The sequence below is a fragment of the Mesorhizobium sp. CA6 genome (assembly GCF_020165035.1).
Lineage (GTDB): Bacteria > Pseudomonadota > Alphaproteobacteria > Rhizobiales > Rhizobiaceae > Mesorhizobium.
On sequence record NZ_JAIUHI010000007.1, the window covers coordinates 248985 to 273789 of the forward strand.

General features: G+C 65.0%; 17 protein-coding genes. 10 read left to right on the plus strand and 7 right to left on the minus strand.

Annotation, left to right across the window (positions count from 1 at the left end):
- Positions 1–28: 28 nt before the first annotated feature.
- Both LB526_RS13280 and LB526_RS13285 read left to right on the plus strand, forming a co-directional pair.
- Positions 29–1216, plus strand: coding sequence for an MFS transporter (locus tag LB526_RS13280; RefSeq protein WP_224528310.1), 1188 nt, complete (start codon positions 29–31; stop codon positions 1214–1216).
- A gap of 38 nt (positions 1217–1254) precedes the next feature.
- Positions 1255–2289 carry an aldo/keto reductase gene (locus tag LB526_RS13285; protein ID WP_224528312.1) on the plus strand — a complete coding sequence of 345 codons (1035 nt, stop codon included), beginning with the start codon at positions 1255–1257 and terminating at the stop codon, positions 2287–2289.
- A 58-nt stretch (positions 2290–2347) separates the two neighbouring features.
- Here the strand turns inward: LB526_RS13285 and LB526_RS13290 are convergent, their stop codons facing one another.
- Positions 2348–2620, minus strand: a complete 273-nt coding sequence (locus LB526_RS13290) for an usg protein (protein WP_095769745.1) — start codon at positions 2618–2620, stop codon at positions 2348–2350.
- Positions 2621–2922: 302 nt separating this feature from the next.
- On the opposite strand from LB526_RS13290, the gene acs reads away from it, so the two are divergent.
- Together acs and LB526_RS13300 are read left to right on the plus strand one after the other, a co-directional pair.
- Complete coding sequence (gene acs / locus LB526_RS13295) at positions 2923–4878, plus strand: acetate--CoA ligase (protein WP_224547329.1); 1956 nt, start codon at positions 2923–2925, stop codon at positions 4876–4878.
- Positions 4878–5645, plus strand: coding sequence for an MOSC domain-containing protein (locus LB526_RS13300; protein ID WP_224547327.1), 768 nt, complete (start codon positions 4878–4880; stop codon positions 5643–5645). Before acs ends, LB526_RS13300 begins: the two co-directional genes overlap by 1 nt.
- Before the next feature lie 12 nt (positions 5646–5657).
- Here the strand turns inward: LB526_RS13300 and LB526_RS13305 are convergent, their stop codons facing one another.
- The 3 genes from LB526_RS13305 to LB526_RS13315 all read right to left on the minus strand — a co-directional run bounded on the left by LB526_RS13305 (position 5658) and on the right by LB526_RS13315 (position 9997).
- Positions 5658–6926 carry an SAM-dependent methyltransferase gene (locus LB526_RS13305; RefSeq protein WP_224547325.1) on the minus strand — a complete coding sequence of 423 codons (1269 nt, stop codon included), beginning with the start codon at positions 6924–6926 and terminating at the stop codon, positions 5658–5660.
- 418 nt (positions 6927–7344) lie between these two features.
- Entirely contained in the window at positions 7345–8706 is a 1362-nt protein-coding gene (locus LB526_RS13310) for a pilus assembly protein (protein WP_224547323.1), read from the minus strand.
- Positions 8707–9127: 421 nt separating this feature from the next.
- The gene (locus LB526_RS13315; protein WP_224627965.1) at positions 9128–9997 is read right to left on the minus strand and encodes a transglutaminase-like domain-containing protein; all 870 of its coding nucleotides are present in this window, start codon (positions 9995–9997) and stop codon (positions 9128–9130) included.
- Between the two features lie 171 nt (positions 9998–10168).
- Between LB526_RS13315 and LB526_RS13320 the strand changes: the two genes are divergently transcribed.
- A complete protein-coding gene (locus LB526_RS13320; RefSeq protein WP_224547319.1) occupies positions 10169–10834 on the plus strand; it encodes an HAD-IA family hydrolase in 666 nt (221 codons plus the stop codon).
- Here LB526_RS13320 and LB526_RS13325 read toward each other — a convergent pair.
- Positions 10831–11052, minus strand: a complete 222-nt coding sequence (locus LB526_RS13325) for a DUF1674 domain-containing protein (protein WP_140841867.1) — start codon at positions 11050–11052, stop codon at positions 10831–10833. The genes LB526_RS13320 and LB526_RS13325 overlap by 4 nt on opposite strands.
- Before the next feature lie 116 nt (positions 11053–11168).
- Here LB526_RS13325 and htpX point away from each other — a divergent pair, with 116 nt between their 5' ends.
- The 4 genes from htpX to purH all read left to right on the plus strand — a co-directional run bounded on the left by htpX (position 11169) and on the right by purH (position 17178).
- A complete protein-coding gene (htpX, locus tag LB526_RS13330; protein WP_224547317.1) occupies positions 11169–12206 on the plus strand; it encodes a zinc metalloprotease HtpX in 1038 nt (345 codons plus the stop codon).
- Positions 12203–13579, plus strand: a complete 1377-nt coding sequence (locus LB526_RS13335) for an RsmB/NOP family class I SAM-dependent RNA methyltransferase (RefSeq protein WP_411967528.1) — start codon at positions 12203–12205, stop codon at positions 13577–13579. The genes htpX and LB526_RS13335 overlap by 4 nt, the downstream gene beginning before the upstream one ends.
- A 126-nt stretch (positions 13580–13705) precedes the next feature.
- Positions 13706–15451 (plus strand): heparinase II/III family protein, encoded by a 1746-nt coding sequence (locus LB526_RS13340; RefSeq protein WP_411967530.1) that lies wholly within the window; start codon positions 13706–13708, stop codon positions 15449–15451.
- Between the two features lie 110 nt (positions 15452–15561).
- Positions 15562–17178, plus strand: a complete 1617-nt coding sequence (purH, locus tag LB526_RS13345) for a bifunctional phosphoribosylaminoimidazolecarboxamide formyltransferase/IMP cyclohydrolase (RefSeq protein WP_224627967.1) — start codon at positions 15562–15564, stop codon at positions 17176–17178.
- Between the two features lie 188 nt (positions 17179–17366).
- On the opposite strand, the gene LB526_RS13350 is transcribed toward purH, so the two are convergent.
- Both LB526_RS13350 and LB526_RS13355 read right to left on the minus strand, forming a co-directional pair.
- On the minus strand, positions 17367–18746 hold the full coding sequence (locus LB526_RS13350) for an MFS transporter (protein WP_224627968.1): 1380 nt from the start codon (positions 18744–18746) through the stop codon (positions 17367–17369).
- 580 nt (positions 18747–19326) lie between these two features.
- Positions 19327–24096 (minus strand): NAD-glutamate dehydrogenase, encoded by a 4770-nt coding sequence (locus tag LB526_RS13355; protein WP_224627969.1) that lies wholly within the window; start codon positions 24094–24096, stop codon positions 19327–19329.
- Positions 24097–24224: 128 nt separating this feature from the next.
- On the opposite strand from LB526_RS13355, the gene LB526_RS13360 reads away from it, so the two are divergent.
- A complete protein-coding gene (locus tag LB526_RS13360; RefSeq protein ID WP_224627970.1) occupies positions 24225–24788 on the plus strand; it encodes a peroxidase-related enzyme in 564 nt (187 codons plus the stop codon).
- The last annotated feature ends 17 nt before the right edge of the window (positions 24789–24805 follow it).

Sequence of the window (24805 nt, forward strand, 5' to 3'; positions counted from 1 at the left end):
TCCTTCAGCACCAAATGGACCATCGCCAATGCCTCTTGCTCTTTATGCCCTCACCGCCGGCGCCTTCGGCATCGGCGTCACCGAATTCGTCATCATGGGCCTGCTGCTCGATGTCAGCGCCGATCTCGGCGTCTCGATCTCGGCCGCGGGCCTGCTCATCTCCGGCTATGCGCTGGGCGTCGTCGTCGGCGCGCCGCTGCTTGGCGCCTTGACCGGACGCCTGCCGCGCAAGACCCTGCTGCTTGCCCTGATGGTGGTCTTCACCGTCGGCAACCTCGCTTGCGCGCTGGCGCCCGACTACTGGACGCTGATGGCGGCCCGTGTGCTCACCGCCTTCGCCCATGCCTCCTTCTTCGGTATCGGCTCCGTCGTGGCCACCAGCCTTGTCGCGCCCAACCGTAAGGCCTCGGCCATCGCGCTGATGTTCACCGGCCTTACCGTCGCCAACATCCTCGGCGTGCCCTTCGGCACCTGGCTTGGCCAAGCCTATGGCTGGCGTTCGAGCTTCCTGGCCGTCACGCTTATCGGCGTCATCGCCTTTGCCGTGATCGCGCTGCTGGTGCCGCGCGACGAGCCTACCGCCACGGAGGAAGAGGAGACCTCCGAAGGCACGCTCGCCGTGCTCGGCCGCCGGCCGGTGCTGCTCGGCTTGTTGACCACGGTGCTGAGTTGGGTCGGCGTCTTTGCGGCCTTCACCTATCTGGCGCCCATCCTCACCCGCGTCACCGGCTTTTCCGAGGCAGCCGTGTCGCCGATCCTGCTGGTTTTCGGCGGTGGCCTGGTGGCGGGCAATCTGCTTGGCGGGCGCCTTGCCGACCGCCATCTGGTGCCGACGGTTATCGGCACGCTGGTCGCACTTTCGGCGATGCTGTTCGTCATGGCCGCGGCGATCCACCAGCCGGTGGCAGCGATTGTCGCCGTCGGTCTGCTCGGTGCCGCCGCCTTCGCCACCGTCGCGCCGCTGCAGATGTGGGTGCTGGAGAAGGCCGAGGGCGCCGGCCAGGGCCTGGCCTCCTCCTTCAACATCGCCGCCTTCAATCTCGGCAACGCCATCGGCGCCTGGCTTGGCGGCTTCGTCATCGACCACGGCCCCGGCCTCGGCGCCGTCCCCCTTGTGGCCGGCTTAGTGCCGCTCGCCGCGCTCGGCGTCGTGTTCATGGCGCTGCGTCTCGAACGCGGCCGGGCGATCGGCAGGCCGGTCACCGCGCAGTGCTGAGCGCTGACTCCCTTCGACATCCAATCAGGAGAAAAAACATGGATTATCGACCTCTCGGCGCCTCCGGCCTGAAAGTGCCCGCCCTTTCCTTCGGCGCCGGAACTTTTGGTGGCTCCGGCCCGCTGTTCGGCCATTGGGGCAACAGCGACGCGAAGGAAGCGCGCCGCCTGGTCGACATCTGCCTGGAGGCGGGCGTCAACCTCTTCGACACGGCTGATGTCTATTCGAACGGCGCTTCGGAGGAGGTGCTGGGCGAGGCCATCAAGGGCCGCCGCGACGCGGTGCTGATCTCGACCAAGACGTCCCTGCCGATGGGCGATGGCCCGGCCGACTGGGGCTCGTCCCGCTCGCGCCTGATTCGCTCCGTCGACGCGGCGCTGAAGCGCCTCGGCACCGATTATATCGACTTGCTTCAGCTCCACGCCTTCGACGCCTCGACGCCGATCGAGGAGGTGCTGTCGACGCTGGATCACCTCGTGCGCTCCGGCAAGCTGCGCTATGTCGGCGTCTCCAATTTCTCCGGCTGGCAGGTGATGAAATCGCTCGGCCTGGCGGAAAAGCACGGCTATCCGCGCTATGTCGCGCATCAGGTTTATTATTCGCTGGTCGGGCGCGACTATGAATGGGAGCTGATGCCGCTCGGCCTCGACCAGGGCGTCGGCGCCTTGGTATGGAGCCCGCTCGGCTGGGGCCGGCTCACCGGCAAGATCCGCCGCGGAAAACCCTTGCCGGAGAAGAGCCGGCTGCACGGCACCGCCGATTTCGGCCCGCCGGTCGAGGACGAGCAGCTTTTCAAGGTGATCGATGCGCTGGAAGCGGTCGCCGCCGAGGCCGGCAAGACCGTGCCGCAGGTCGCCATCAACTGGCTCCTGCAGCGGCCGACCGTAGCATCGGTGATCATCGGCGCGCGCAACGAGGAGCAGCTGCGCCAGAATCTCGGCGCCGTCGGCTGGGCGTTGACGGCGGAGCAGATCGCGGCGCTCGATGAAGCAAGCGCGGTGACGGCGCCTTACCCGTACTTCCCCTATCGCCGCCAGGAAGGCTTCGCCCGGTTGAACCCGCCGGCGGTGTGAAGCCAGCGCTGAAACTGCCAATCTCCCCCTTGCGGGGGAGATCAGCTGTACCGCCGCCTCAGTGCACCCGAAACTCCCCATCCACCTTCCGCCACTCGTTCGGCGCGATCAGCTTCTGATGCGTGTAGGTGACCGAATGCAGCGGGCCGTCGAGCTTGGTCTTCCAGAACTCGATGAAGCGGATCAGCACCGGGAATTCCGGAGCTAGGTCATAGTCCTGCCAGACATAGCTTTGCAGCAGGTGCGGGTGATCGGGGTAATGATAAAGGATCTTAGCCGTAGTCAGCCCGTATCCCCTGAGCATCAGATCCATTTCGGAATTGTCGCGCATTGCGTTTCCTTGGTTGATTCTCCTTCCTCCCAACGCTGAATTGTGCCCACGGTTGCTTAACTGTCTATGGATTTCTTCGAGACTCTGCAAAATTTTTGTCGTTAAAACAGGCGGTTAGCAGCCGCGAAGCGAGAGTGCTAATGGCTGGTCCAATTGCCCCTGCGTCATCCCGCCACGCGAATCCAACGTCTAATGTTGCCGTCACCGCGGAACTGTTAATAATGCCCGCGAATTCGCGGCCGCTTCGCCGCGATGGCGCCGGCGGCGCAAGCCGGTGGATGGTTTGGGAGGAAAGCAAAGAAATGTCCGATGTGCATGTCCACCGCGTCCAGCCGGCGTGGAAGAAGAACGCGTTGATCGACAACGACACCTATCTCAAATGGTATGCCGACAGCGTGAAAAATCCGGATAAGTTCTGGGGCAAGCACGGCAAGCGCATCGATTGGTTCAAGCCTTTCACCAAGGTCAAGAACACCTCCTTCGACGGCAAGGTCTCGATCAAGTGGTTCGAGGACGGCCAGACCAACGTTTCCTACAATTGCATCGACCGGCATTTGAAGAAGCGCGGCGACCAGACCGCCATCATCTGGGAAGGCGACAACCCCTATGACGACCGCAAGGTCACCTATAATGAGCTCTACGCGCATGTCTGCCGCTTCGCCAACGTGCTGAAGAAGCATGGCGTCAAGAAGGGCGACCGCGTCACCATCTACATGCCGATGATTCCGGAAGCGGCCTATGCCATGCTCGCCTGCACGCGTGTCGGCGCGATCCATTCGGTCGTGTTCGGCGGCTTCTCGCCCGATGCGCTGGCCGGCCGTATCGACGACTGTAAATCGACCATCGTGATCACCGCTGACGAGGGCCTGCGCGGCGGCAAGCCGATCCCGCTCAAGGACAACACCGACAAGGCGATCGACATCGCCGCCAAGGCCGGCACCAAGGTCGAAAAGGTCGTGGTGGTGCGCCGCACCGGCGGCAAGACCGGCTGGGTGCCGGGACGCGACGTCTGGTACCATGAAGAGGCGCAGACCGTTAAGGCCGACTGCAAGCCGGAAAAGATGAAGGCGGAAGACCCGCTTTTCATCCTCTACACCTCCGGCTCGACCGGCAAGCCGAAGGGCGTGCTGCACACCACCGCCGGCTATCTCGTCTATGTCTCGATGACGCACCAATATGTCTTCGATTACCATGATGGCGACATCTACTGGTGCACGGCCGATGTCGGCTGGGTCACCGGCCACAGCTACATCGTCTACGGGCCTTTGGCCAATGGCGCCACGACGCTGATGTTCGAGGGCGTGCCGAACTATCCCTCGCAGTCGCGCTTTTGGGAGGTGATCGACAAGCACCAGGTCAACATCTTTTACACCGCGCCGACGGCGCTGCGTGCGCTGATGGGCGCCGGCGACAGCCATGTGAAGAAGACCTCGCGCAAGTCGCTGCGCGTGCTGGGTTCGGTCGGCGAACCGATCAATCCGGAAGCCTGGGAGTGGTATTACAACGTCGTCGGCAACGCCAAGGTGCCGATCGTTGACACCTGGTGGCAGACCGAGACCGGCGGCATCATGATCACGCCGCTGCCCGGCGCCACCGACCTCAAGGCGGGTTCCGCCACGCGGCCCTTCTTCGGCGTCCAGCCGCAGCTGGTCGACGGCGAAGGCAAGGTGCTGGACGGCGCCACCGACGGCAATCTCTGCATCGCCGATTCCTGGCCGGGCCAGATGCGCACCGTCTATGGCGACCACGACCGCTTCGTGCAGACCTATTTCTCGACCTACAAGGGCAAATATTTCACCGGCGACGGCTGCCGGCGCGACGCCGACGGCTATTACTGGATCACCGGCCGGGTCGACGACGTCATCAACGTTTCCGGCCACCGCATGGGCACGGCCGAGGTGGAATCGGCGCTGGTCAGCCATGACAAGGTGTCGGAAGCCGCCGTCGTCGGCTACCCGCACGACATCAAGGGCCAGGGCATCTACTGCTATGTCACGCTGATGGCCGGCACCCAATCGAGCGAGGAATTGCGCAAGGAGCTGGTCGCGCATGTCCGCAAGGAGATCGGCGCCATCGCCACGCCCGACAAGATCCAGTTCGCGCCTGGCCTGCCGAAAACCCGTTCGGGCAAGATCATGCGGCGCATCCTGCGCAAGATCGCCGAGGACGATTTCGGCGCACTCGGCGACACCTCGACGCTCGCCGATCCGGCCGTGGTCGACGATCTCGTCGCCAACCGGCAGAACAAGAAGGGCTGATGACCGGCGAGGCAATCCTCGGCACCGTCAGCCAGCTCTGGCGCTATCCGGCGAGTTCGCTCGCCGGCGAGCGGCGCGATGCCATCTCCGTCGGGCTGAGGACCGTCGACGGCGACCGGCTGTTCGGACTGGTCGACGCTTCCGACGGCGAGATCGCCAGGCCCGACCGCGAGGCCAAGTGGCACAAGGTGCCGCTGATCCGCACCCGGTTGAGCGAGGTCCCGGTGAACAAGGAATGGCGGCTCGAAGTGGCGGTGCCCGGCGGCGAATGGCTGCCGGCGCCGGATCCTGAAAGCGACCGCACGGTATCGGCCTTTCTCGGCTTCGAGGCCTCGATCCGGCCGTTCGGCGCGGAGAACGCGGCGCCCGGCTACACCGGCCCGTTGACCGAGGCCCGCTATGCCAAGGCGCCGATCCATCTGCTCACCACCGCCTCGCTGGCCAGACTGAAGGCGCTGCATCCCGAAGGCGTGCCCGATCCGCGCCGCTTCCGGCCCAACATCGTCGTCGAGATGGACCCGGTCGAAGGCGCCTTTCCGGAGACGCAATGGATCGGCAGGAAGCTCGCGGTCGGCGATCTGCTGCTCACCGTCTCCGAACCGTGCCGCCGCTGCGGCTTCACCATCATCGCCCAGGACGGTTTCGACACCGATCCCGGCATCCTGCGCAATTTGGTGCGCCACAACGCCCATAATCTCGGCGTCTACTGCACGGTCGACCGGCCGGCACGGATCGAGCTCGGCGCGCCGATGCGCTTGATGGACTGAAGCGGGTCGGGTCTACCGGTACAAATCCGCCCGTGTCGGCGGCAGGCCGCTCGGGCCGCGGGCGCGCCTGGTGGCGACGGTCTGGAAAATCTGCGCCGAGGCGCGCTCGAAGGTGATCGAGCAACCCGTCAGATAGAGCAGCCACAGCCGCGCCTTGGGCTCGCCGACCTCGGCGACCGCCTCGTCGAAGCGTGCACTGAGGCGCTCCGCCCACAGGCGGCAGGTTTGCGCATAATGCTCGCGCAGGTTTTCCACGTCATAGACCAGGAAGCCGTGCGCCTCGAGATTGCCGAGCGTCATGCCGATCGTGTCGAGCTCGCCGCCGGGAAAGATGTATTTGATCAGGGCCTTGTATTCCGGCCCCTTGCGCAGGGTCTTCTTCAGGTCGCCCTTGCTGCGCCGGGTGATGGCATGATGCAGATAGATGCCGCCGGGTTTCAGCAGGCGGTGGACAGTCGAGAAATAGGCAGCGTGGTTGGCGATCCCCAAATGCTCAAACATACCGATCGACGAGATCTTGTCGAAGCTGCCGGAGAGCTCGGCATAGGACTTTATCTCGATGGTGATGCGATCCTGCAGCCCCTCGGCGCGAATGCGCTCGCGGGCAAGCTCGGTCTGGGCTTGCGACAGCGAGACGCCGTGACCGACGACGCCGTAATGCTTCGCCGCATGGATCAGCATCGCGCCCCAGCCGCAGCCGATGTCGAGCAACGTTTCGCCCGGCTTGAGCCTGAGCTTGCGGCAGATATGGTCGAGCTTGTCGATCTGCGCCTGATCGATGCCGTTGGCGAAATCCCTGAAATAACCGCAGCTGTAGACCATGCGCTCGTCGAGGAAGAGCCGATAGAAGGCGTTCGAAATGTCGTAATGGTGCTGGATCGCCTCCTTGTTCGACCCGCTGACATAAGGGTTGCGGCCGGAAAGATCGCTGCGCGCCGTCATTTGTTTGCGCGAGAAAAGCACCGCCGGCAGGTCGCGCAAAATCGCCAGCTTCGGCAGCGATCTGAGCTTCGTCTTGAGCTTGCCTTGCGAAGGCAGCGCGTAGAAATCGAACAGCGTGCCGTCTTCGATGTCGATGGTCTTGGAAATCCACATCTCGACCAGCGTCGAGAAGCGCGGCCGGCGAAGCAATTGCCAGACGATATCCTGGTCGTTGATGGTGAGCACCGGACCGCCGGCGGGACCGATGCGCTCGCCGGTCCAGAGCTTGACCGCGAAACCTGGTTTCAGCGTCTCGACGACCGTTCGTGCGATCCGCGCGGCTTTGTCGGCGGCGTCCATTCTCACCTCCCGATGCGTCGAATGCGGGCCCTCCCGGGCGCCACTGTCATCCAACTGGCCTGCCCAGCGCAATCCCGATCTGTTGCCCAAAAACACCGCGGGCAGGGATTTCCCACCTGCCATTCCGTTGCGGCACCTTGCCATTTGCCGCGACGCACCCCATCATCTGTGTGTGTTCAACGAACTGAAAGGAGGTGATCCGATGTCGAGTGATTTCGTTTTCCATAACGTGAGCTCAGCGGATTGCACTTTCGGGAAGCAGTCTTCCCGTTAAGGCGCGAGACGCGCGGCAGGTAGCCCGATGGGGTTGCCGCCGGAAGCCGCGTCATGGACGGAAACACGGAAGGCCGCCGGCTTCGTCAAGAAGCGGCGGCCTTTTCCGTTTGAACGCCATCGTTGTGCGATTTTCTCGCGGCCGCTATCTGGTTACCGTCAGCTTGTCGATGTTGCGCACGATGTCCTGAAACGCCTGATCGAGCTCGGCGCCGTTGGCCGCCTGATAGAAATGTTTGGTGTTTCCGGTATCCGGGCTGGCGCAGGCCTGCAGCGTCGACTTGGCGTTTTTCTCGGTGAGCGCAAAGCCGATGGTGAATATCTCGATGCCCTGGTCTTGCATCGCCGCGCACAGTGTCGTCGCGGCGGTGCGTGTCTGTACCTTGCCGGCATCGTTGTAGACCTGATCCGGGTCGTTGGCGTCGAAATAGGACAGGTTAAATTCGCCATCCGTCATCAGGATCGCGTATTTCGCCACCTTCTTCGGATCCATCTTCGCCGGCCGCTCCGAGGCCTTCATCACCCCGCCCCAGTTTTCCGACAGCATGTACCAGGCCCACTGCACGCCGATATGGCCCGCCGTGCCGCCGGAGGCATCGAGGTCTTTGATCACGTTGTTCAGAGCCGAGGCATCCGTGGTCAGCGGCTGAATTGTCGCGAGGGGACAGGCCCGAGTGCGGCTCTGCCTGGCGAAGTCGGACAAAAAGAGATCGCGGTTGACCATGCTGACCTCGGGGCCAGCATCCGAATATTGATAGGCGCCTTTGCGCTCGGTCGCGCAATTGTCCGGCCGCGTCGATGCCGAAACATACTGCGGATCGTCATTGCCCGGCGCCTGCTTGCGCTCGCTGGCCTTGGTCTCGACGAAGACCGAACCTGCGGCAAGCGATCCGGCATTGACGGAATTCGCATAAGGCACAATCGCCACCCGCACCCGAGGATTGGCGGCGTTCTGGCCGGTAAGGAAGGAATTGACCGCGTTGCTCGCCGCCGTCCTCAGGTCCTTGATCTTCTGGCCCGCCATGGAACCGGTGACGTCGAGCATCATCGCCACCTCAACGGTCTTGTCGGAATAGAGCGCCGAGGTCGAGGCAGTCACGCGGCGCATGGTGCTGGTGCTGAACAGCGGAAAATAGAGGCCGACATCGACATGCGCATCCGCCTGTACGGTGTTGGCCGTCCTGTTGACCGTGAGCCTGTCGAGCACGATCTGGTTGGCCTGCAGGATGCCGGCCGTGCTGTTGGCGTCGAGAAACGCCTGCACCGTTTTGTTGGCATCGGTTTCCGTGATGACGCCGAGGGTGAGATCGCGGGCCGTCGAGGTCACGGCGGCGTCGACGACGCCCTGCAGGCTCGATCTCGCATTGTAGAGTTGCGAGATGTTGACCGCGAATCCCACCCCCAGCGCGAGGACCGATGCGGCAGCTCCGAACAGTACCGCGAAATTGCCTTCGCGGTTGCGGGCAAAGCCGTCCACCCCACGAACGACACCTCTGAACTGCCGCATCCCTTCCGCCTCCACTGTCCGCGGCACCGTGCCGCTCGGCAGAGGCGTTGCAGGATTTCGGCCAGAAGCCGCCGTAACGCGATTAACAAGAGGTTAATCCGTTGTTTTTGCTGACTTTCGGCAAATCTGAAGGTGAACCGGCGGTAAACGAAAATGCCTTGGAAACGCGACCTTCATGAAGCGCTTACCATAGTCTTGAAGACTGTCGCGGTCGTTCTCTCTTCGGCACAATCGAACTGTGCCGAAGCGGGTCAGCGGCTCCGGTGAAACATGGCGCAGCGCAGGGTCTGTTGAGATTCGGGTCAGGCCGAGTCGAGAAGGACGGCTTCCGAGAACCGGAGCGGAGCGTACTTGTACGTGAGCACCGGAAACGCAGGAGGCCGTCCTTCGCAGGCCGGCCTCACCTGAATATCGACAGAACCTACCCCAGCATCTGCGCGCTGGCCGTCCGATCGACGCCATGATGCGGGGGATTGAAGCGGTTGCCTTCCTGCTCGTAGGTCCAGACCTTGAACAGGGTGAGCCGGTGCGGGCCGAAACTGTGCAGCAGCGGCACGTCGGTGGCGTCGCGCCCGCGCGCGATGACGACGCGGCCGATGCGGGGCCGGTTGTGGCGCGGATCGAACGTGTACCATTTGCCGTCGAGGTAGACTTCCATCCAGGCCGAGAAATCCATCGGCGCCGGGTCGGCCGGCACGCCGATATCGCCGAGATAGCCGTTCACATAGCGCGCCGGAATGTTCATGCATCGGCAAAGCGCGATCGCCAGATGCGCGAAATCGCGGCACACCCCGACACGCTCCTCATGCGCCTGGGCCGCCGTGCGCGTGGCGCGCGCATAGCCGTAGCCGAAGGAAAGCCGGCTGTTGACGTAATCGACGATCGCCTGGACGCGTGCCCAGCCGGGCGGCAGCTGGCCGAAAAGCTGCCAGGCGGTGTCGCTGAGGTGATCGGTCTCGCAATAGCGGCTGCCGAGCAGATAGACCAGCACATCGTCCGGCAGTTCCGCGACCGGCGTTTCGTGCGCCAGCGTGTTCACCTCGTCGGTCTCGCCGCTGTCCTCGACCGCTGCGTCATAGAGGATGCGGAAGTTGCCTGCCGGCGCCGTGAAACGACGGCAGATATTGCCGTGGCGGTCGCAATAGGTTCGGGTCGGCACCGACGGCGAGGTCAGAAGCCGTGTCTGCCGCTTGATGTCGGCATGGCGGTCCGGATGGATGTCGAGAAGCGAGATGATCGGCGTCACGGCCGCGCATTCGATGGCGATTTCATAGCCGAGCCGGATCAGCATCGCATGCCCCCTTGATGATCTTGGAAAGACTGCCCGTTCAACGCCGCGAGCCGAAGCTTGTTCCCGTGCCGGGATGAAATGGCGGGCCTTTCGCCTTCTCAGGCGGTGCCGGCCGGTCTAAACTGGGCTTTGCGTTTCGCCCCTCCCGAAAACGATTCTCCAGGACATTCGATGTTTGCAGGCTCAAAATTCGCTGCCTTCCTGTTCGACATGGACGGCACGGTGCTCAACTCGATCGCCGCGGCAGAACGGGTGTGGGCAAAATGGGCGGAGCGTCACGGCCTCGACGTGACGAGCTTCCTGCCCACGATCCATGGCAAGCGCGCGATCGAGACGATCGCGGGACTGAAGCTGCCGGGCGTCGACGCCGTCGCCGAAGCCGATGCCCTGCTCAAGGCCGAGGCGGAGGACCTCGAAGGCATCGTCCCGATTCCTGGCGCCATCGCGTTTCTGCAATCGCTGCCGCCGGAGCGCTGGGCGATCGTCACTTCGGCGCCGCGCGAGCTGGCGCTGCTGCGCATCGAGGCGGCCGGTATTCCGGTTCCCGCCATGATGGTCACGGCGGAAGATGTCACTCATGGCAAGCCGGCGCCGGACTGCTTCCTGCTGGCGGCAAGCCGTCTCGGCGTCGAGGCGCGCGACTGCCTGGTCTTCGAGGATGCGCCAGCGGGCATCGCGGCAGGCGAGGCCTCCGGCGCGTCGGTGGTGGTGATCAGCGCCACGCATGTCCACCCGCTGGTCACGCCGCACCCGACAATCCGTTCCTATGACGAAATCGGCATCGCTACGGACGTCAGTGGCTGGATCGCGCTCGCGCCCGAGCGTGCGGTTGCTTAGAAGTCGGTGGCGAGCCCCTTCACCTCCCAGTCGCCGTAGCGGCCGGGCTCCTTGCCGCCGCGACCGCCGATTTCCTTCGGCAATTGCGCTTCGGCCGCTCGGTAGTTCCGGCGACGCGCTTCGGCTTCGGTCAACGCGCGCTGCGCCGCTGGGGTGAGCGTTTTTTGCGGCTCTTTGGTCGTTGCAACTGCTTCGGTTTTGCTGGGTTCTTCAGTCATGCGATACTCCCGCCGATTGAAACGAAGACCGGCGCCTCCCATCATATAGCCATGACGACAGAAGGATCGACCCCTATTCGCCACCCCCTCCGCCATCAGACCAGACGGATGGAACGATGAACACGCTTCGCACCGCCATGCTTCTTGCCGCGATGACGGCGCTGTTCATGGGCGTCGGTTATCTGATCGGCGGCTCGGGCGGCATGGTCATCGCGCTTCTGATCGCCGCCGGCACCAATTTGTTCAGCTATTGGAACGCCGACAAGATGGTGCTGTCGATGAACCGCGCCGTCGAGGTCGACGCGAAGAACGCGCCCGAATATTACGCGATCGTGCAGGCGCTGGCCAAGCAGGCCGGCCTGCCGATGCCGAAGACATATCTGATCGACAACCCGCAGCCCAACGCCTTCGCCACCGGCCGCAATCCGGAAAATGCTGCCGTTGCGGCGTCCACCGGCCTGCTCGAGCGGCTCTCCCATGAAGAGGTCGCGGCGGTGATGGCGCATGAGCTTGCCCATGTGCAGCATCGCGATACGCTGACCATGACGATCGTGGCGACGCTCGCCGGCGCCATCTCGATGCTCGGCAATTTCGCCTTCTTCTTCGGCGGCAGCCGCGAGAACAACAATCCGTTCGGCTTTGTCGGCGTGCTTGTAGCGATGATCGTTGCGCCACTCGCCGCGATGATCGTGCAGATGGCGGTGAGCCGCACCCGCGAATACGAAGCCGACCGGCGCGGCGCCGAGATCTGCGGCAACCCGTTGTGGCTGGCTTCGGCGCTCAACAAGATCGCTCGCGGCGCCGAACGGATCCCCAATGAGGATGCCGAGCGCAATCCGGCGATGGCGCATCTTTTCATCATCAATCCTCTGCATGGCGAGCGCATGGACAATCTGTTCTCGACCCACCCGAGCACCGAGAACCGCATAGCCGCGCTGCAGGAGATGGCGCGCGCGATGGGTGGCGCATCGCCGGCCGCCCGGCGCCGGGCTTCTCCGCCACCCATTCAGCCCGAGGAGCCGTCGGCGGGGCCATGGGGCAAGCCGGCGGACCCGCCGCCAGCGGAGGCTGAGCCGGCGCCGCCAAAGCCCAATCCCTGGGGCCGCAACCCGACCGGACCGCGCAATGTCCGGTCGAAGGGTCCCTGGTCGTGACGCCGCCGAGGCGCGGACAGTCAGGCAATCCGCAACACAGGGCTGGTGACGAGAACGTCGCCGGCCTTGCCGCACGCAAGGCGGCGGCGCGGCTGCTTGCCGCCGTCATCGATGCCGGCTCGCCGCTCGATGGGTTGACCGACAACGAGCATGGCCATCCGCAATACAAGGCGCTGGACGGCCGCGACCGGGCGCTGGTGCGCGCCATCCTGGTCACGGCGCTGCGCCACCGCATGACCATTGCCGGGCTGCTGTCCAAGCGCCTGGAAAAGCCGCTGCCGGCCAATGCCACGGCGCTCTCGCATATCCTCAATGTCGCCGCCGCGCAGATCCTGTTTCTGGATGTTCCCGACAGCGCCGCCGTCGACCTTGCCGTCACCCATGCCAAATCCGATCCGCGAACGCTGCGTTTCTCCGGGCTCGTCAACGGCGTGCTGCGTTCGCTGGCGCGCGCCAAGGAGGCTGAGCTTGGCCCGGCGCTTGCCGCCACCAGCGAGGCGCCGCAATGGTTCTCCGAACGGCTGACCGCCGCTTACGGAGCCGACAAGGCGCGCGCCATCCTTGCCGCCCATCGCCACGAGGCGCCCGTAGACTTCACCGTCAAGGCCGATCCGGCGCTCTGGGCCGAGCGTTTGGGCGGCATCGTGCTGCCGACCGGAACCGTACGCGTCGAGAAGCTCGCCGCCAATGTCATCGACCTCCCCGGTTTCGCCGACGGCGCCTGGTGGGTGCAGGATGCGGCCGCAAGCCTGCCGGCACGCCTGTTCGGCGACATCAGAGGCCAGCGCGTCGCCGACCTGTGCGCCGCGCCCGGCGGCAAGACGGCGCAGCTTATCCTGGCCGGCGCAGAGGTGACCGCGATCGACACCTCGAAGAACCGGCTGGCGCGGCTCAGTCAGAATCTCGAGCGCCTTGGCCTGACCGCCGAGCTCGTCCAGACCGACCTCCTGGATTACCGGCCGGCACAATTGTTCGACGCCGTGCTGCTCGATGCGCCCTGCTCCTCGACCGGCACGGTGCGCCGCCACCCCGACGTGCCATGGACGAAGACCATGGCCGACGTCGAAAAGCTCGCCGACCTCCAGCGTCGGCTGCTTGCCCATGCCGTTACCCTCGTCAGGCCCGGCGGACGGATCGTGTTCTCCAACTGCTCGCTCGACCCGATCGAAGGCGAGGAGCTTTATCGCGATTTCCTCGCCGGGAGCCCCGGCGTCGTCGCCGATCCGATCCGGCCTGGCGAATTTGCCGGCGTCGATCCGTTTCTGACCCCGGAGGGTATGTTGCGCACCACGCCGGCCGACCTCGCGCTGGAAACGCCCGGGATTTCAGGCCTGGACGGCTTCTTTGCCGCGCGGATGAGACGGGCCGATTGAGACGTTATCTCATAAAATTTGCTGACTTTTTTAGCGACGGCACGGGCAAGGCGGCGTGAAGCGGTTCACTTCGGCGAAATCCGCCTTCGCATAAGTTCTTGAATCGCATAAGCTTGTGCTTGGGTTATGGGGACATCAGGAGGGCTATTGGCACTTGTTGCCGGCAGCACGACGCGTCTTTGGACGCTTGTCGCGAGGGAGTTCTGGCGCAAAACGCGCCGGCGCCTCCGCGCCGGGCCGGTCTATCGCTGGCGCTATTCCGGCCGCACGCCCGAGCGCGTCCTGATCGCGCCGCCGGATCTGCGGCTTGCCGATCCGCAGATCGCGCTGGAGATCTATTACGGCCGCTATCCTCTGTCGGGCCACTTGGTCGAGACCGGCGGCAAGTCGCCTTTTCAGCTCGACGTGCCCAATCGCGGCTGGCAGAAATCGTTGCATGGCTTCCGCTGGCTGCGCCACATGCGCGCCACCGGCACCGAGCTCGCCGCCGCCAACGCGAGAGCCCTGGTGACCGACTGGATCGCCATGCATGGCAACCAGATCTCCGGCATCGCCTGGGAGCCGGGAACGACGGCCAAGCGGGTGATCGCCTGGCTGCAGCACTCCTCGGTGGTGCTGCAGGGCGCCGAATTCCCTTTCTATCGCGCCTTCCTGAAATCGCTCGCCGTGCAGATCCGCTATCTCCGCTCGATGGTGCGCGAGATGCCCGATGGCGAGGCCAGGTTGCGCGCCCGCATCGCGCTCGCCTTCGCCGCGCTGTCCCTGCCGGCGCCGGCCTCGGCGCTGCGTGCCGCGACACGCAACCTGGCCGAGGAGCTCGAGCATCAGATCCTGCCCGATGGCGGCCATATCTCGCGCAAGCCGATGGCGGTGCTCGAGCTGCTGGCCGATCTTCTGCCGTTGCGCCAGACCTATGCCAACCAGGCCGAGGCGCCGCCGTCGGCCTTGATCGGCGCCATCGACCGGATGTTGCCGGCGCTGCGTTTCTTTCGCCATCAGGACGGCAGCCTTGCCCGCTTCAACGGCATGGGCGCCACCATCCACGACCGCATCGCCACCATCATGCGCCATGACGACACGGTGGGCGCGCCGCTGCTGCACGCGCCGCACTCCGGCTACGAGCGCCTGTCGATGGGCGGCGTGACGGTCATCGCCGACACCGGCCTGCCGCCGCCGCTCGACGTCTCCAACGCAGCACATGCCGGCTGCCTCGCCTTCGAGCTCTCCTCCGGGCGCCAGCACTTCATCGTCAATGCCGGCATCGACACTTACGGCGCCCCGGAATTCCGGCCGCTGGCCCGCGCCACCGCCGCGCACTCGACCGCGACGCTCAACGACACCTCGTCGGCGCGCTTCAGCCACTCGCTGCGCGTCAGCGACCTTTTGGGATCGCCGCTGATCGGCGGCCCGCAGCATGTGCCCTGCAGGCGCCTCGACCAGAAGGGCATGCAAGGCTTCGTCGCCCGCCATGACGGCTATGTCCAGCAGTTCGGCTTCCTGCATGAGCGCGAGTTGAAGCTGACCAGCAACGGCAACGTGCTTGCCGGCCGCGATCGGTTCCTGCGCCCGGGCAATGCCGCGATCCGCAACAACGGCCGCGACTTCGTCACGGTGCGCTTCCACGTCCACCCAGACATCAGCCTGCTGCAGGACGACCACGACCGCCTGACGCTCGCCGGCGCGCAGGGCGACAGCTGGGTCTTCACCTGCGCCGAAGTGGTGCCGGAGGTCGAGGAATCGATCTACTTTGCCGGCCTGAGCGGGCCGCGCCGCAGCCGGCAGATCGTGCTCGCCTTCAAGGCCTCGGAAATTGCCGAGGTCCACTGGCAGCTGACCCGCACAGTTATTTCCGGCTATTCCGAAAACAACTGAGGCTGGCTGGCAAACGGCTGCGCGCCTGATCCCGGACTCACTTGATTTCCGGGGCTCATATGCTAGGGCCGGCCAACGTCCCTGCCAACAGCTCTGAAAGGCCGCCCACCATGGCCGTGCCCACAAAAAACATTCCGGCGCCCGACCTCGTTCCGGTGCGCCGCGCGCTGCTTTCCGTCTTCGACAAGACAGGCTTGGTCGATTTCGCCAAGGCGCTCGCCGCCGCCGGCGTCGAGCTGGTTTCGACCGGCGGCACGGCAAAGGCCCTCGCCGGGGCGGGCCTGACGGTCCGCGACGTTTCCGAGCTCACCGGCTTTCCCGAGATCATGGATGGGCGGGTGAAGACCTTGCATCCGTCGGTGCATGGCGCGCTGCTCGGCATCCGCGACGACGCCGAGCATGCCAAGGCCATGCACGACCACAACATCGAGCCGATCGACCTCGTCGTCTGCAATCTCTATCCGTTCGAGGACGTCCGCCGCTCCGGCGCCGGCTATGCCTCGATCGTCGAGAACATCGACATCGGCGGGCCGGCGATGATCCGCGCCTCGGCCAAGAACCACGCCTACGTCGCCATCGTTACCGACCCGGCCGACTATGCTTCCGTCGTCAACGCGCTGGAGGTGAATCTGGGCTCGCTGTCGCTCGATTTCCGCAAGATGCTGGCGGCCAAGGCCTTTGCGCGCACCGCCACCTATGACGCTGCGATCTCCGGATGGTTCGCCGAGGCGCTGGAGATCGAGCACCCGACATGGCGCGCGTTCGGCGGCCGGCTCGACCAGGTGATGCGCTATGGCGAGAACCCGCATCAGGGCGCAGGCTTCTACCTGTCGGGAGACAAGCGGCCGGGCGTGGCAACGGCAAAGCAGTTGCAAGGCAAGCAGCTCTCCTACAACAACATCAACGACACCGACGCCGCTTTCGAGTTGGCCGGCGAGTTCGATCCGGCGCGCTCGGCGGCGGTCGCTATCATCAAGCATGCCAACCCCTGCGGCGTTGCCGAAGGCTCATCGCTGAAGGCGGCCTACGCCAAGGCGCTGGCCTGCGATCCGGTCTCGGCCTTCGGCGGCATCGTCGCCATGAACCGCATCCTCGACGCCGAGGCGGCGGAAGAGATCGTCAAGACCTTCACCGAGGTCATCATCGCGCCCGACGCCACCGACGAGGCCGCCGCCATCGTCGCGGCGAAGAAGAATTTGCGCCTGCTGGTCACCGGCGGCCTGCCCGATCCCCGCGCCGCCGGCACGACGGTGAAATCCGTCGCCGGCGGACTGCTTGTGCAAAGCCGCGACAATGCGGTCGTCGACGATCTCGAGCTCAAGGTGGTGACGAAGCGCGCGCCGACGCCGGCTGAGATGGCCGACCTCAAATTCGCCTTCCGCATCGCCAAGCATGTCAAGTCCAACGCCATCGTCTATGCCAGGGACGGCGCGACCGTCGGCATCGGCGCCGGCCAGATGAGCCGCGTCGATTCCTCGCGCATCGCCGCCCGCAAGGCGCTCGACGCTGCCGAAGCGGCGGGCCTCGCCGAGCCGCTGACCAAAGGCTCGGTCGTCGCCTCGGACGCCTTCTTCCCCTTCGCCGACGGCCTGCTGTCGGCTATCGAGGCCGGCGCCACGGCGGTCATCCAGCCCGGCGGCTCGATGCGCGACGAGGACGTCATCGCCGCCGCCGACGCGCACGGCATCGCCATGGTGTTCACCGGCGTAAGGCATTTCAGGCATTAGCGCTTCTTCCTTCTCCCCTTGTGGGAGAAGGTGTCGCCGAAGGCGACGGATGAGGGGTGCTCCAGGGAATGAGGCGTGGGCGATTGCAGCTTTCGACGGGCATGTTCGCCAAGCTGGAGCACCCCTCATCCGTCTCGGCGCTCCGCGCCGATCCACCTTCTCCCACAAGGGGAGAAGGAAAAGTCGCGTTACCTCTTCGGCTTATCCGCCGGATACGGCGTCCCCGCCAGGATCGCCATGCCGATGCCGAGGAACAGGATGATCGCCGCCATGCCGAGCCGCGGCGAATTGCTGATGGTGGTGATGCTCGCCACCATGAACGGCGCCAGGAAGCTCGTCGCCCGGCCGGCCAGCGCATAGATGCCGAAATAGCGGCCGGACTCGGCGGCGGTCACGCTACGCGCCATGTAGGATCGCGATGACGCTTGCACCGGCCCGAAGGCGAGCCCAATCAGCAGGCCGTAGAGGATATAGGCTTTCTCGGCCGCTGTGCCGAACAGGCCGCCGGAATCGGCGGTCGGCAGCGGGACAAGGCCGAGCAGCGTGAAGCCAGGCCCTGTCGAGACGACGCCGATGGTGGCGACCGATAGCATCACCAGCGCGATCATCACCACATGCTTCGAGCCCAGCGCTGTATCGAGCCGCGCCGCGATCCAGCAGCCGAAGATGGCGACGACGTTGAGGATGATGCCGAACATGCCGATCTCGGTGATCGACCAATGGAACATGCCGGCCGCGAACGTGCCGCCGAGCGCGAGCAGCGCATTGACACCGTCCTGATAGACCATGCGGGCCAGGAGGAAGCGCAGGATGCCGCTGCGCCGGCGCACTTCGGCAAGCGTCGACTTCAATTCAGACAGGCCCTCGCGCACCGCCGGCCCGATCGGGATTCCTTTGATTGCGTCGGGCGTGAAGAAGAACATCGGCAGGATGAACAGGAAATACCAGCCGGCCGACATCGGCCCGGTGAAGCGCGCGTCTTCGCCGAGCTTCGGATCGAGCCCGAACAGCGGGTCGAGGCCGATGATCGTCTTGCCCGTTTCGAGATTGCCGGCCAGAAACAGCACCACGAAGATCAGCGCCACCATGCCGCCGAGATAGCCGAGCCCCCAGGCGACGTTGGAAATCCGGCCGATCTCTTCCTTCGGCACCAGCCGCGGCATCATGGAATCGTTGAACACGGTCGAGAATTCGGCTGCCACCGAGGCCAGCGAGAACAACAGCACAACCAGGAACAGGTTCGAGCCCGGTGCAGCGAACCACAGCAACGTAAGGCTGACGATCTTGATCGCCGCGAAAAAGGCGATCCAGGGCTTGCGCGGCCCGGTCTGGTCGGCGATCGAGCCGAGCACTGGCGATAGCACCGCGATGATCAGGCCGGCGGCGGCAATGCCGTAGCCCCAGGCGGCCTGCCCGGCGGTCGGGTCGCTCGCCATGCGCGAGACGAAATAGGGCCCGAAGATGAAGGTGGTGACGACGGTGAAGAAAGGCTGCGCCGCCCAGTCGAAGAACATCCAGCCCCAGATGCCGCGCCCCGATGCCCGCTGCACTGTCTCTACTGCCGCCATGCTGATTCCCCTGGCATCGCCCGCGCCGGGCGCCATGTCTGCATGTTTTCAGGCACCGATGCAAACGGACAAGCATGGCGACAATTCTTCGCCCCACGAAGTGGGCTATGCTATGCACACATCTTCTGTGACTGGCGCGACTGATCAGGCCGAGGCTTGATTGCCCGGTGGTTCCCCCAATCCGTCGCTGCTTCGCAGCGCCACCTTTCCCCCTCCGGAGGGAAAGGAAGGGAGCCTTGCCGGACGAGCGTTGACGGCAAAAAGCTTGGCGCCTTCCTCTACCCCGTCGATCGGGGGAGAGGTGGCTCGGCGAAGCCGAGACGGAGTGGGGGTCGACCAGCGCTGCATAAGATAATGCATGCGCCAAGCTGCCATGCACGCTATCGCCAAAGACCAGCCGCTTGGAAATGTGTGCATGCCGTAGCGAAGTGGGGAGAGGTGGCTCGGCGAAGCCGAGACGGAGAGGGGAATGCGGCGACCTCCGGCAGGTTGATCATTCAAAGAAGATCTCCGCCCTGCGAAGGCCCCTCTCGGCCTCGCTGCGCTCGGCACCTCTCCCCACTTCGTGGGGCGAGGAACTTCACATCCCCGTCAGGTCGCTCATCAGGCCGGACGCCACCGACAGCCGCGACACGGTGATGTCGCCGCCTTCGGTCAACGCCTGCAGCCGTTCGCGGATGCGCGCGACGCGCTCGCCGCCGGCCTCCAGCCAGGCCGCGACCGGATCCGCCGCCGTACCGTAACCGGTGAGCGCCGCCACCGTGATGCCGCGACGCGCCACGCCGATCGTGTCGGTCGCGCGCGACAGCGCCAGCTGGTCATAATAATCCGCCGGCATGATCGAACGCGCGGCTTCCTCGACGCGCGGGATGCGGAAGGCATCGCTGACGGCGAAGAACGCCTTGGCCGCGCTGACGATATCGGCATTGGCGGTGCGTGCGGTGAGCGCGATATCCGGGATCAGTTCGGCCACCTCGGTCAGAGCGAGCTGCCCGGCGAGCTTTTCCGGTGCGCCGCCCTTGAACAGGCCGTGCCGCCGATCCTCGATGCGCTCGCGCGAGAATGCGGGCAGCAGCGAGAGAAGCTTCGGTTCAAGCGCCTTGCGGGCTTCCTGCAATTCGGCGATGCGCTGCCCGAGCGGCGCGGAGCTCGCTTCGGTCTTCAGATACCAGCCGCTGGTCATGAAGATTAGCCGGCTAACCGCCTGATAGAGATCGAGCTGGATCTGGCCGTCGATCTGGTTGTCGAGCGCGTCGATCTCCTTATAGAGCGCGGGCAGCGCGAAGCCGTCGCGGACCACGGCGAAGGTGCGCACGACATCGGCCGCCGTGCGGCCGGTCGATTCCTGCAGCCGGTTGACGAAGGACGGGCCGCCGCGATTGACCAGGTCGTTGGCGACGACCCGCGCGATGATCTCGCGCCGCAGCCTGTGGTCGCGGATCTCGCCGGCGAATTTCTTGGTCATGCGCTCCGGAAAATAGCCCATCAGGTCACGGTCGAAATGCTGATCGTCCGGCACGTCGCTGGCGACGATGTCGGAAAACAGCACGATCTTGGCATAGGCGAGCAGCACGCCGAGCTCGGCCCTGGTCAGCGGCTCGCCGCGCGCCTCGCGTTCGGCAAGCGCCGCCGGCGACGGCAGCGTCTCGACCGCCCGGTCGAGCAGGCCGCGCGCTTCGAGCGCCGACATGAAGCGCGCCTGGTGCGCGATGTCGGCGAGCCCGCGCCTGCGCGCCAACGAAAGCGCCAGCGTCTGCTGATAGTTGTTGGCGAGCACCAGCGCGCCCACTTCGTCGGTCATCTCGGCGAGCAGCTTGTTGCGCGCCGGCCTCGCCAGCGAGCCTTTGCGCATCGCCGACGCCAGCGCGATCTTAATGTTCACCTCGACGTCGGAACAGTTGACGCCGCCCGAATTGTCGATGGCGTCCGAGTTGCAGCGGCCGCCATTCATGCCGAACTCGATGCGCGCCCGTTGCGTGACGCCGAGATTGGCGCCCTCGCCGATGACTTTGGCCCGGACGTCGAGCGCCGTGACCCGAACGGCGTCGTTGGCGCGGTCGCCGACATCGGCGTTGCTTTCGCCCGAAGCCCGCACATAGGTACCGATGCCGCCGAACCACAAAAGGTCGACCGGCGCCTTGAGGATGGCGTTCATGATCTCGACCGGCGTAGCCGTGGTCTTGGCGAGGCCGATCGCGGCGGCCGCGGCCTCCGGCAGCGTGATCGATTTCTGGTTGCGCGAGACGATGACGCCGCCTTCCGACAGCTTCGACTTGTCGTAGTCCTGCCAGGACGAGCGCGGCAGCGCGAACATGCGCTGCCGCTCGGCCATCGAGGCGGCCATGTCCGGATCGGGATCGATGAAGATGTCGCGATGGTCGAAGGCGGCGATCAGCTTGGTGGCCGGCGACAACAGCATGCCGTTGCCGAACACGTCGCCCGACATGTCGCCGACGCCGACCACAGTGAAGGGCGAGGTCTGGATGTCGCGGTTCATCTCGCGGAAATGCCGCTTTACCGCTTCCCAGGCGCCCTTGGCGGTGATGCCCATCTTCTTGTGGTCGTAGCCGGCCGAGCCGCCGCTGGCGAAGGCGTCGTCCAGCCAGAAATGGTGTTTTTCGGAAATGGCATTCGCGGTGTCTGAGAAGGTCGCCGTGCCCTTGTCGGCGGCGACGACGAAATACGGATCGTCCTGGTCGCGCCGTACCACGCCGGCCGGCGGGATGACGCCGTCGACGCCGATATTGTCGGTGATCGAGAGCAGGCTGGAGACGAAGTTCTTGTAGGCCGAGGTGCCTGCTTCGAAGATGGCATCGCGCCCGGCGCTCATCGGCAGCTTCTTGGGATAGAAGCCGCCCTTGGCGCCGACCGGCACGATGACGGCGTTCTTGACCTGCTGCGCCTTGACCAAACCCAGCACCTCGGTGCGGTAATCCTGGGCGCGGTCCGACCAGCGCAGGCCGCCGCGCGCCACCGGGCCGAAGCGCAGATGCACGCCTTCCACCTCGGATCCGTAGACGAAGATCTCGCGCCATGGCCGCGGCGCCGGCAGTCCCTCGACCGCCTGCGAATCGAGCTTGATCGCCAGCGACTGCCCTTTCTGTTTCGTATCGGTTACGAAATGATTGGTGCGCAGCGAGGCTTCAATGAGGTTGAGATAGCGGCGGATGATGGTGTCGTCGTCAATGTTGGGCACCTCCTCCAGCGCGTCCTTGATCTTGGCCTTGAGGTGCTTGGCCGCAACCGCGCCTTCGCCTTCGGCCGCCGGGCCGAGCCGGGCGACGAACAGCGCGTGCAGGCCGCGCGCGATCTCGGGATAGCGATTGAGTGCGGCGGCGATGAAATCCTGGCTCTGCGGAATGCCGGCCTGCTGCAGATAGCGGCCATAGGCGCGCAGGATGGCGATCTCGCCAGACCACAGGCCGGCGGTCTGGGCCAGGCCGTTATAGCTGTCATTGTCGACATCGCCGCGCCAGACCGACAGGAAGGCGTCTTCGAACAACGCGCCGCCATCGGAGATGTCTATACGCGCGCCATAGCTGTTCTCCAGCTCCATGTCGTGGATGAAGACTTTGCCGGAGCCGGTGTCGGCGACCTCGAACGTGCGCTCGCTGATGACGCGGAAGCCGATATTTTCGAGCACCGGCACGCGCCGCGACAGCGCGACAGGGCTGCCGAAATGGTAAATCTTCAAAGCCGCCTGGTGCGGCTTCTGGTCGGCATGGCGGTAATAGTCGATGGCGATCGGATTGTCGGCCCCGATCTTCGCGATGCGGCCGGCGTCGGCCAGCGCCACGGCGGCCGAGAAACTGTCGCGATAGCTTTCGGGGAAACGCGCCGCGATCGCCTTCAGCGCCGGATCGCTGCCGGCGGCTTCCGCGGCTTCGGCGAGCGCGTCCTCCCAAGTGCGCACGATGTCGCGAATCGCCGCCTCGATCGCCGACTGCTCGACCTTCGGGGTCTTGCCGCCGGAACGGCCGATGATGAAATGCACGCGCGCCAGCCCGCCTTCCGGGAAGGCCGGGTAATAGGCCGACAGACGGCCCTCGAACACCGTCTTGAGATAGGTGCCGACCTTCTCGCGCACGACGCTGTCGTAGCGGTCGCGCGGTACGAAGACGATGATCGAGACGAAGCGGTCGAACTGGTCGACGCGTACCAGCGCCCGCACGCGCGGCCGCTCGATCAGCCCGAGTATGGCGCTGGCATGCTTGCGCAGGATGGGAATGGGAACCTGGAACAGCTCGTCGCGCGGATAGCTTTCCAGGATGTTGATCAGCGCCTTGCCGGAATGATCGTGCGGATCGAAGCCGGATTTCGAGATCACGGTCTCGGCCTTGGAGCGCAGATAGGGGATCTTCATCACCGAGCGCGTGTAGGCGGTCGAGGTGAACAGGCCGACGATGCGCAGCTCGCCCGCGAGCGCCCCCTTCGACGTGTAGGTCTTGATGCCGATGTAATCGAGATAGATGCGGCGATGCACCGACGACTTGGCATTGGCCTTGGTGACGATCAGCGGCTCCGGCCCGTGCAGGAAGGCGCGGATTTCCGGCGTCGTCGTCACCGCCTCGGTGCCGCGCCTCAACACCAGCACATCCGGATCCGACAGGATGCCCAGGCCGGGTTTGTCGGCGCGCTCCAGCGAGCCGCTTTCCTCGCCGCCGGTATATTTGAACTCGCGCATGCCGAGGAAGGTGAAATTGTCGTCGCGCAGCCATTCGAGGAAGGCGATCGCCTCGGCGACGCTCTTCTTGTCGAGCGGCACCGCCGAATAGCGGAATTCGGAAATCGCCTGGTCGAGGCGGGCGAGCATCCGCTTCCAGTCGACGACGGCCGCCCGGACCTGCGAAAGCACCTTGTGCAGCCGCCCGGTGAGGCTCTTGGCCTGCTCGGCGGTCAGCCGCGGGATATGCACATGGACGACGCTCAGCCGGTCGTCATCCTCCTTGCCGCCGTCGCCAAGCACCTCGACCACACCGGTCTTGCCGTGGCGGACGGTGACGATCGGATGGGTGACCAAGGTCGGCTCACCGCTTGTCTCGGTGATTTCGCCGAGGATGGAATCGAACAGGAACGGCATGTTGTCGTTGACGACGGTGATGACCGTGACCGGCCGGCCGTCGCAGGCAACGCCCGAATCGGCTTCGACGGCAACGACGCTTTCGCCCTTCCTGTGGCTGGCGACTGCTTGGGCGGCGAGCTCGCCGGCGCGCTCGAGGTCGGCCACGTCATAGGCCGCGATGTCCTCGGCGGGCGCCCGCGCCAGCAGATAGTCGGCAAGCCTTGCGGGTTTCTCCTCCGCTTTCGCGGCGGCGGCTTTCCTCTTCGGCTTGGATTTCACGCTGGCCATGACGCTTAGTCCCTCCCGTTATATGCTTTTGCGACTATGGTAGCCAGATGACCGCCGTTTGGCGACAAAGGTTTGACGGCGCTTAAAAAAATTCCAACCGACGCCGCCGTCCCGCGAGGAGAACAACCATGACCGGCAAAGTAACCGCGCTCGACCTTGTCCATGCGGAGCTCGGCGAGACGACAAAAGCCTATTTCGCCAAATGCGAGGAGAAGCTCGGCCTCGTGCCAAACGTGCTTCTCGCCTACGCCTTCGACGAGAAGAAGCTGCGCGCCTTCACCGACATGTATAACGACCTGATGCTGGGCGAGTCCGGTCTGTCGAAGCTCGAGCGCGAGATGATCGCCGTGGTCGTCTCCTCGATCAACCACTGCTTCTATTGCCTGACCGCGCATGGCGCGGCAGTGCGCCAGCTGTCGGGCGAACCGGCCTTCGGCGAGATGATGGTGATGAATTTTCGCGCCGCCGATCTGTCGGACCGGCAGCGCGCCATGCTCGAATTCGCCGTGAAGCTGACCGAGGAGCCGGCTAAAATCGTCGAGGCCGATCGCGCCGCCTTGCGCCAGGCCGGCTTCACCGACCGCGACATCTGGGACATCGCCTCGACAGCCGCCTTCTTCAACATGTCGAACCGGGTGGCGGCCGCGGTCGACATGCGGCCCAATCCCGAATATCACGCCATGGCAAGGTGAGCTCGTTACAGTAGACT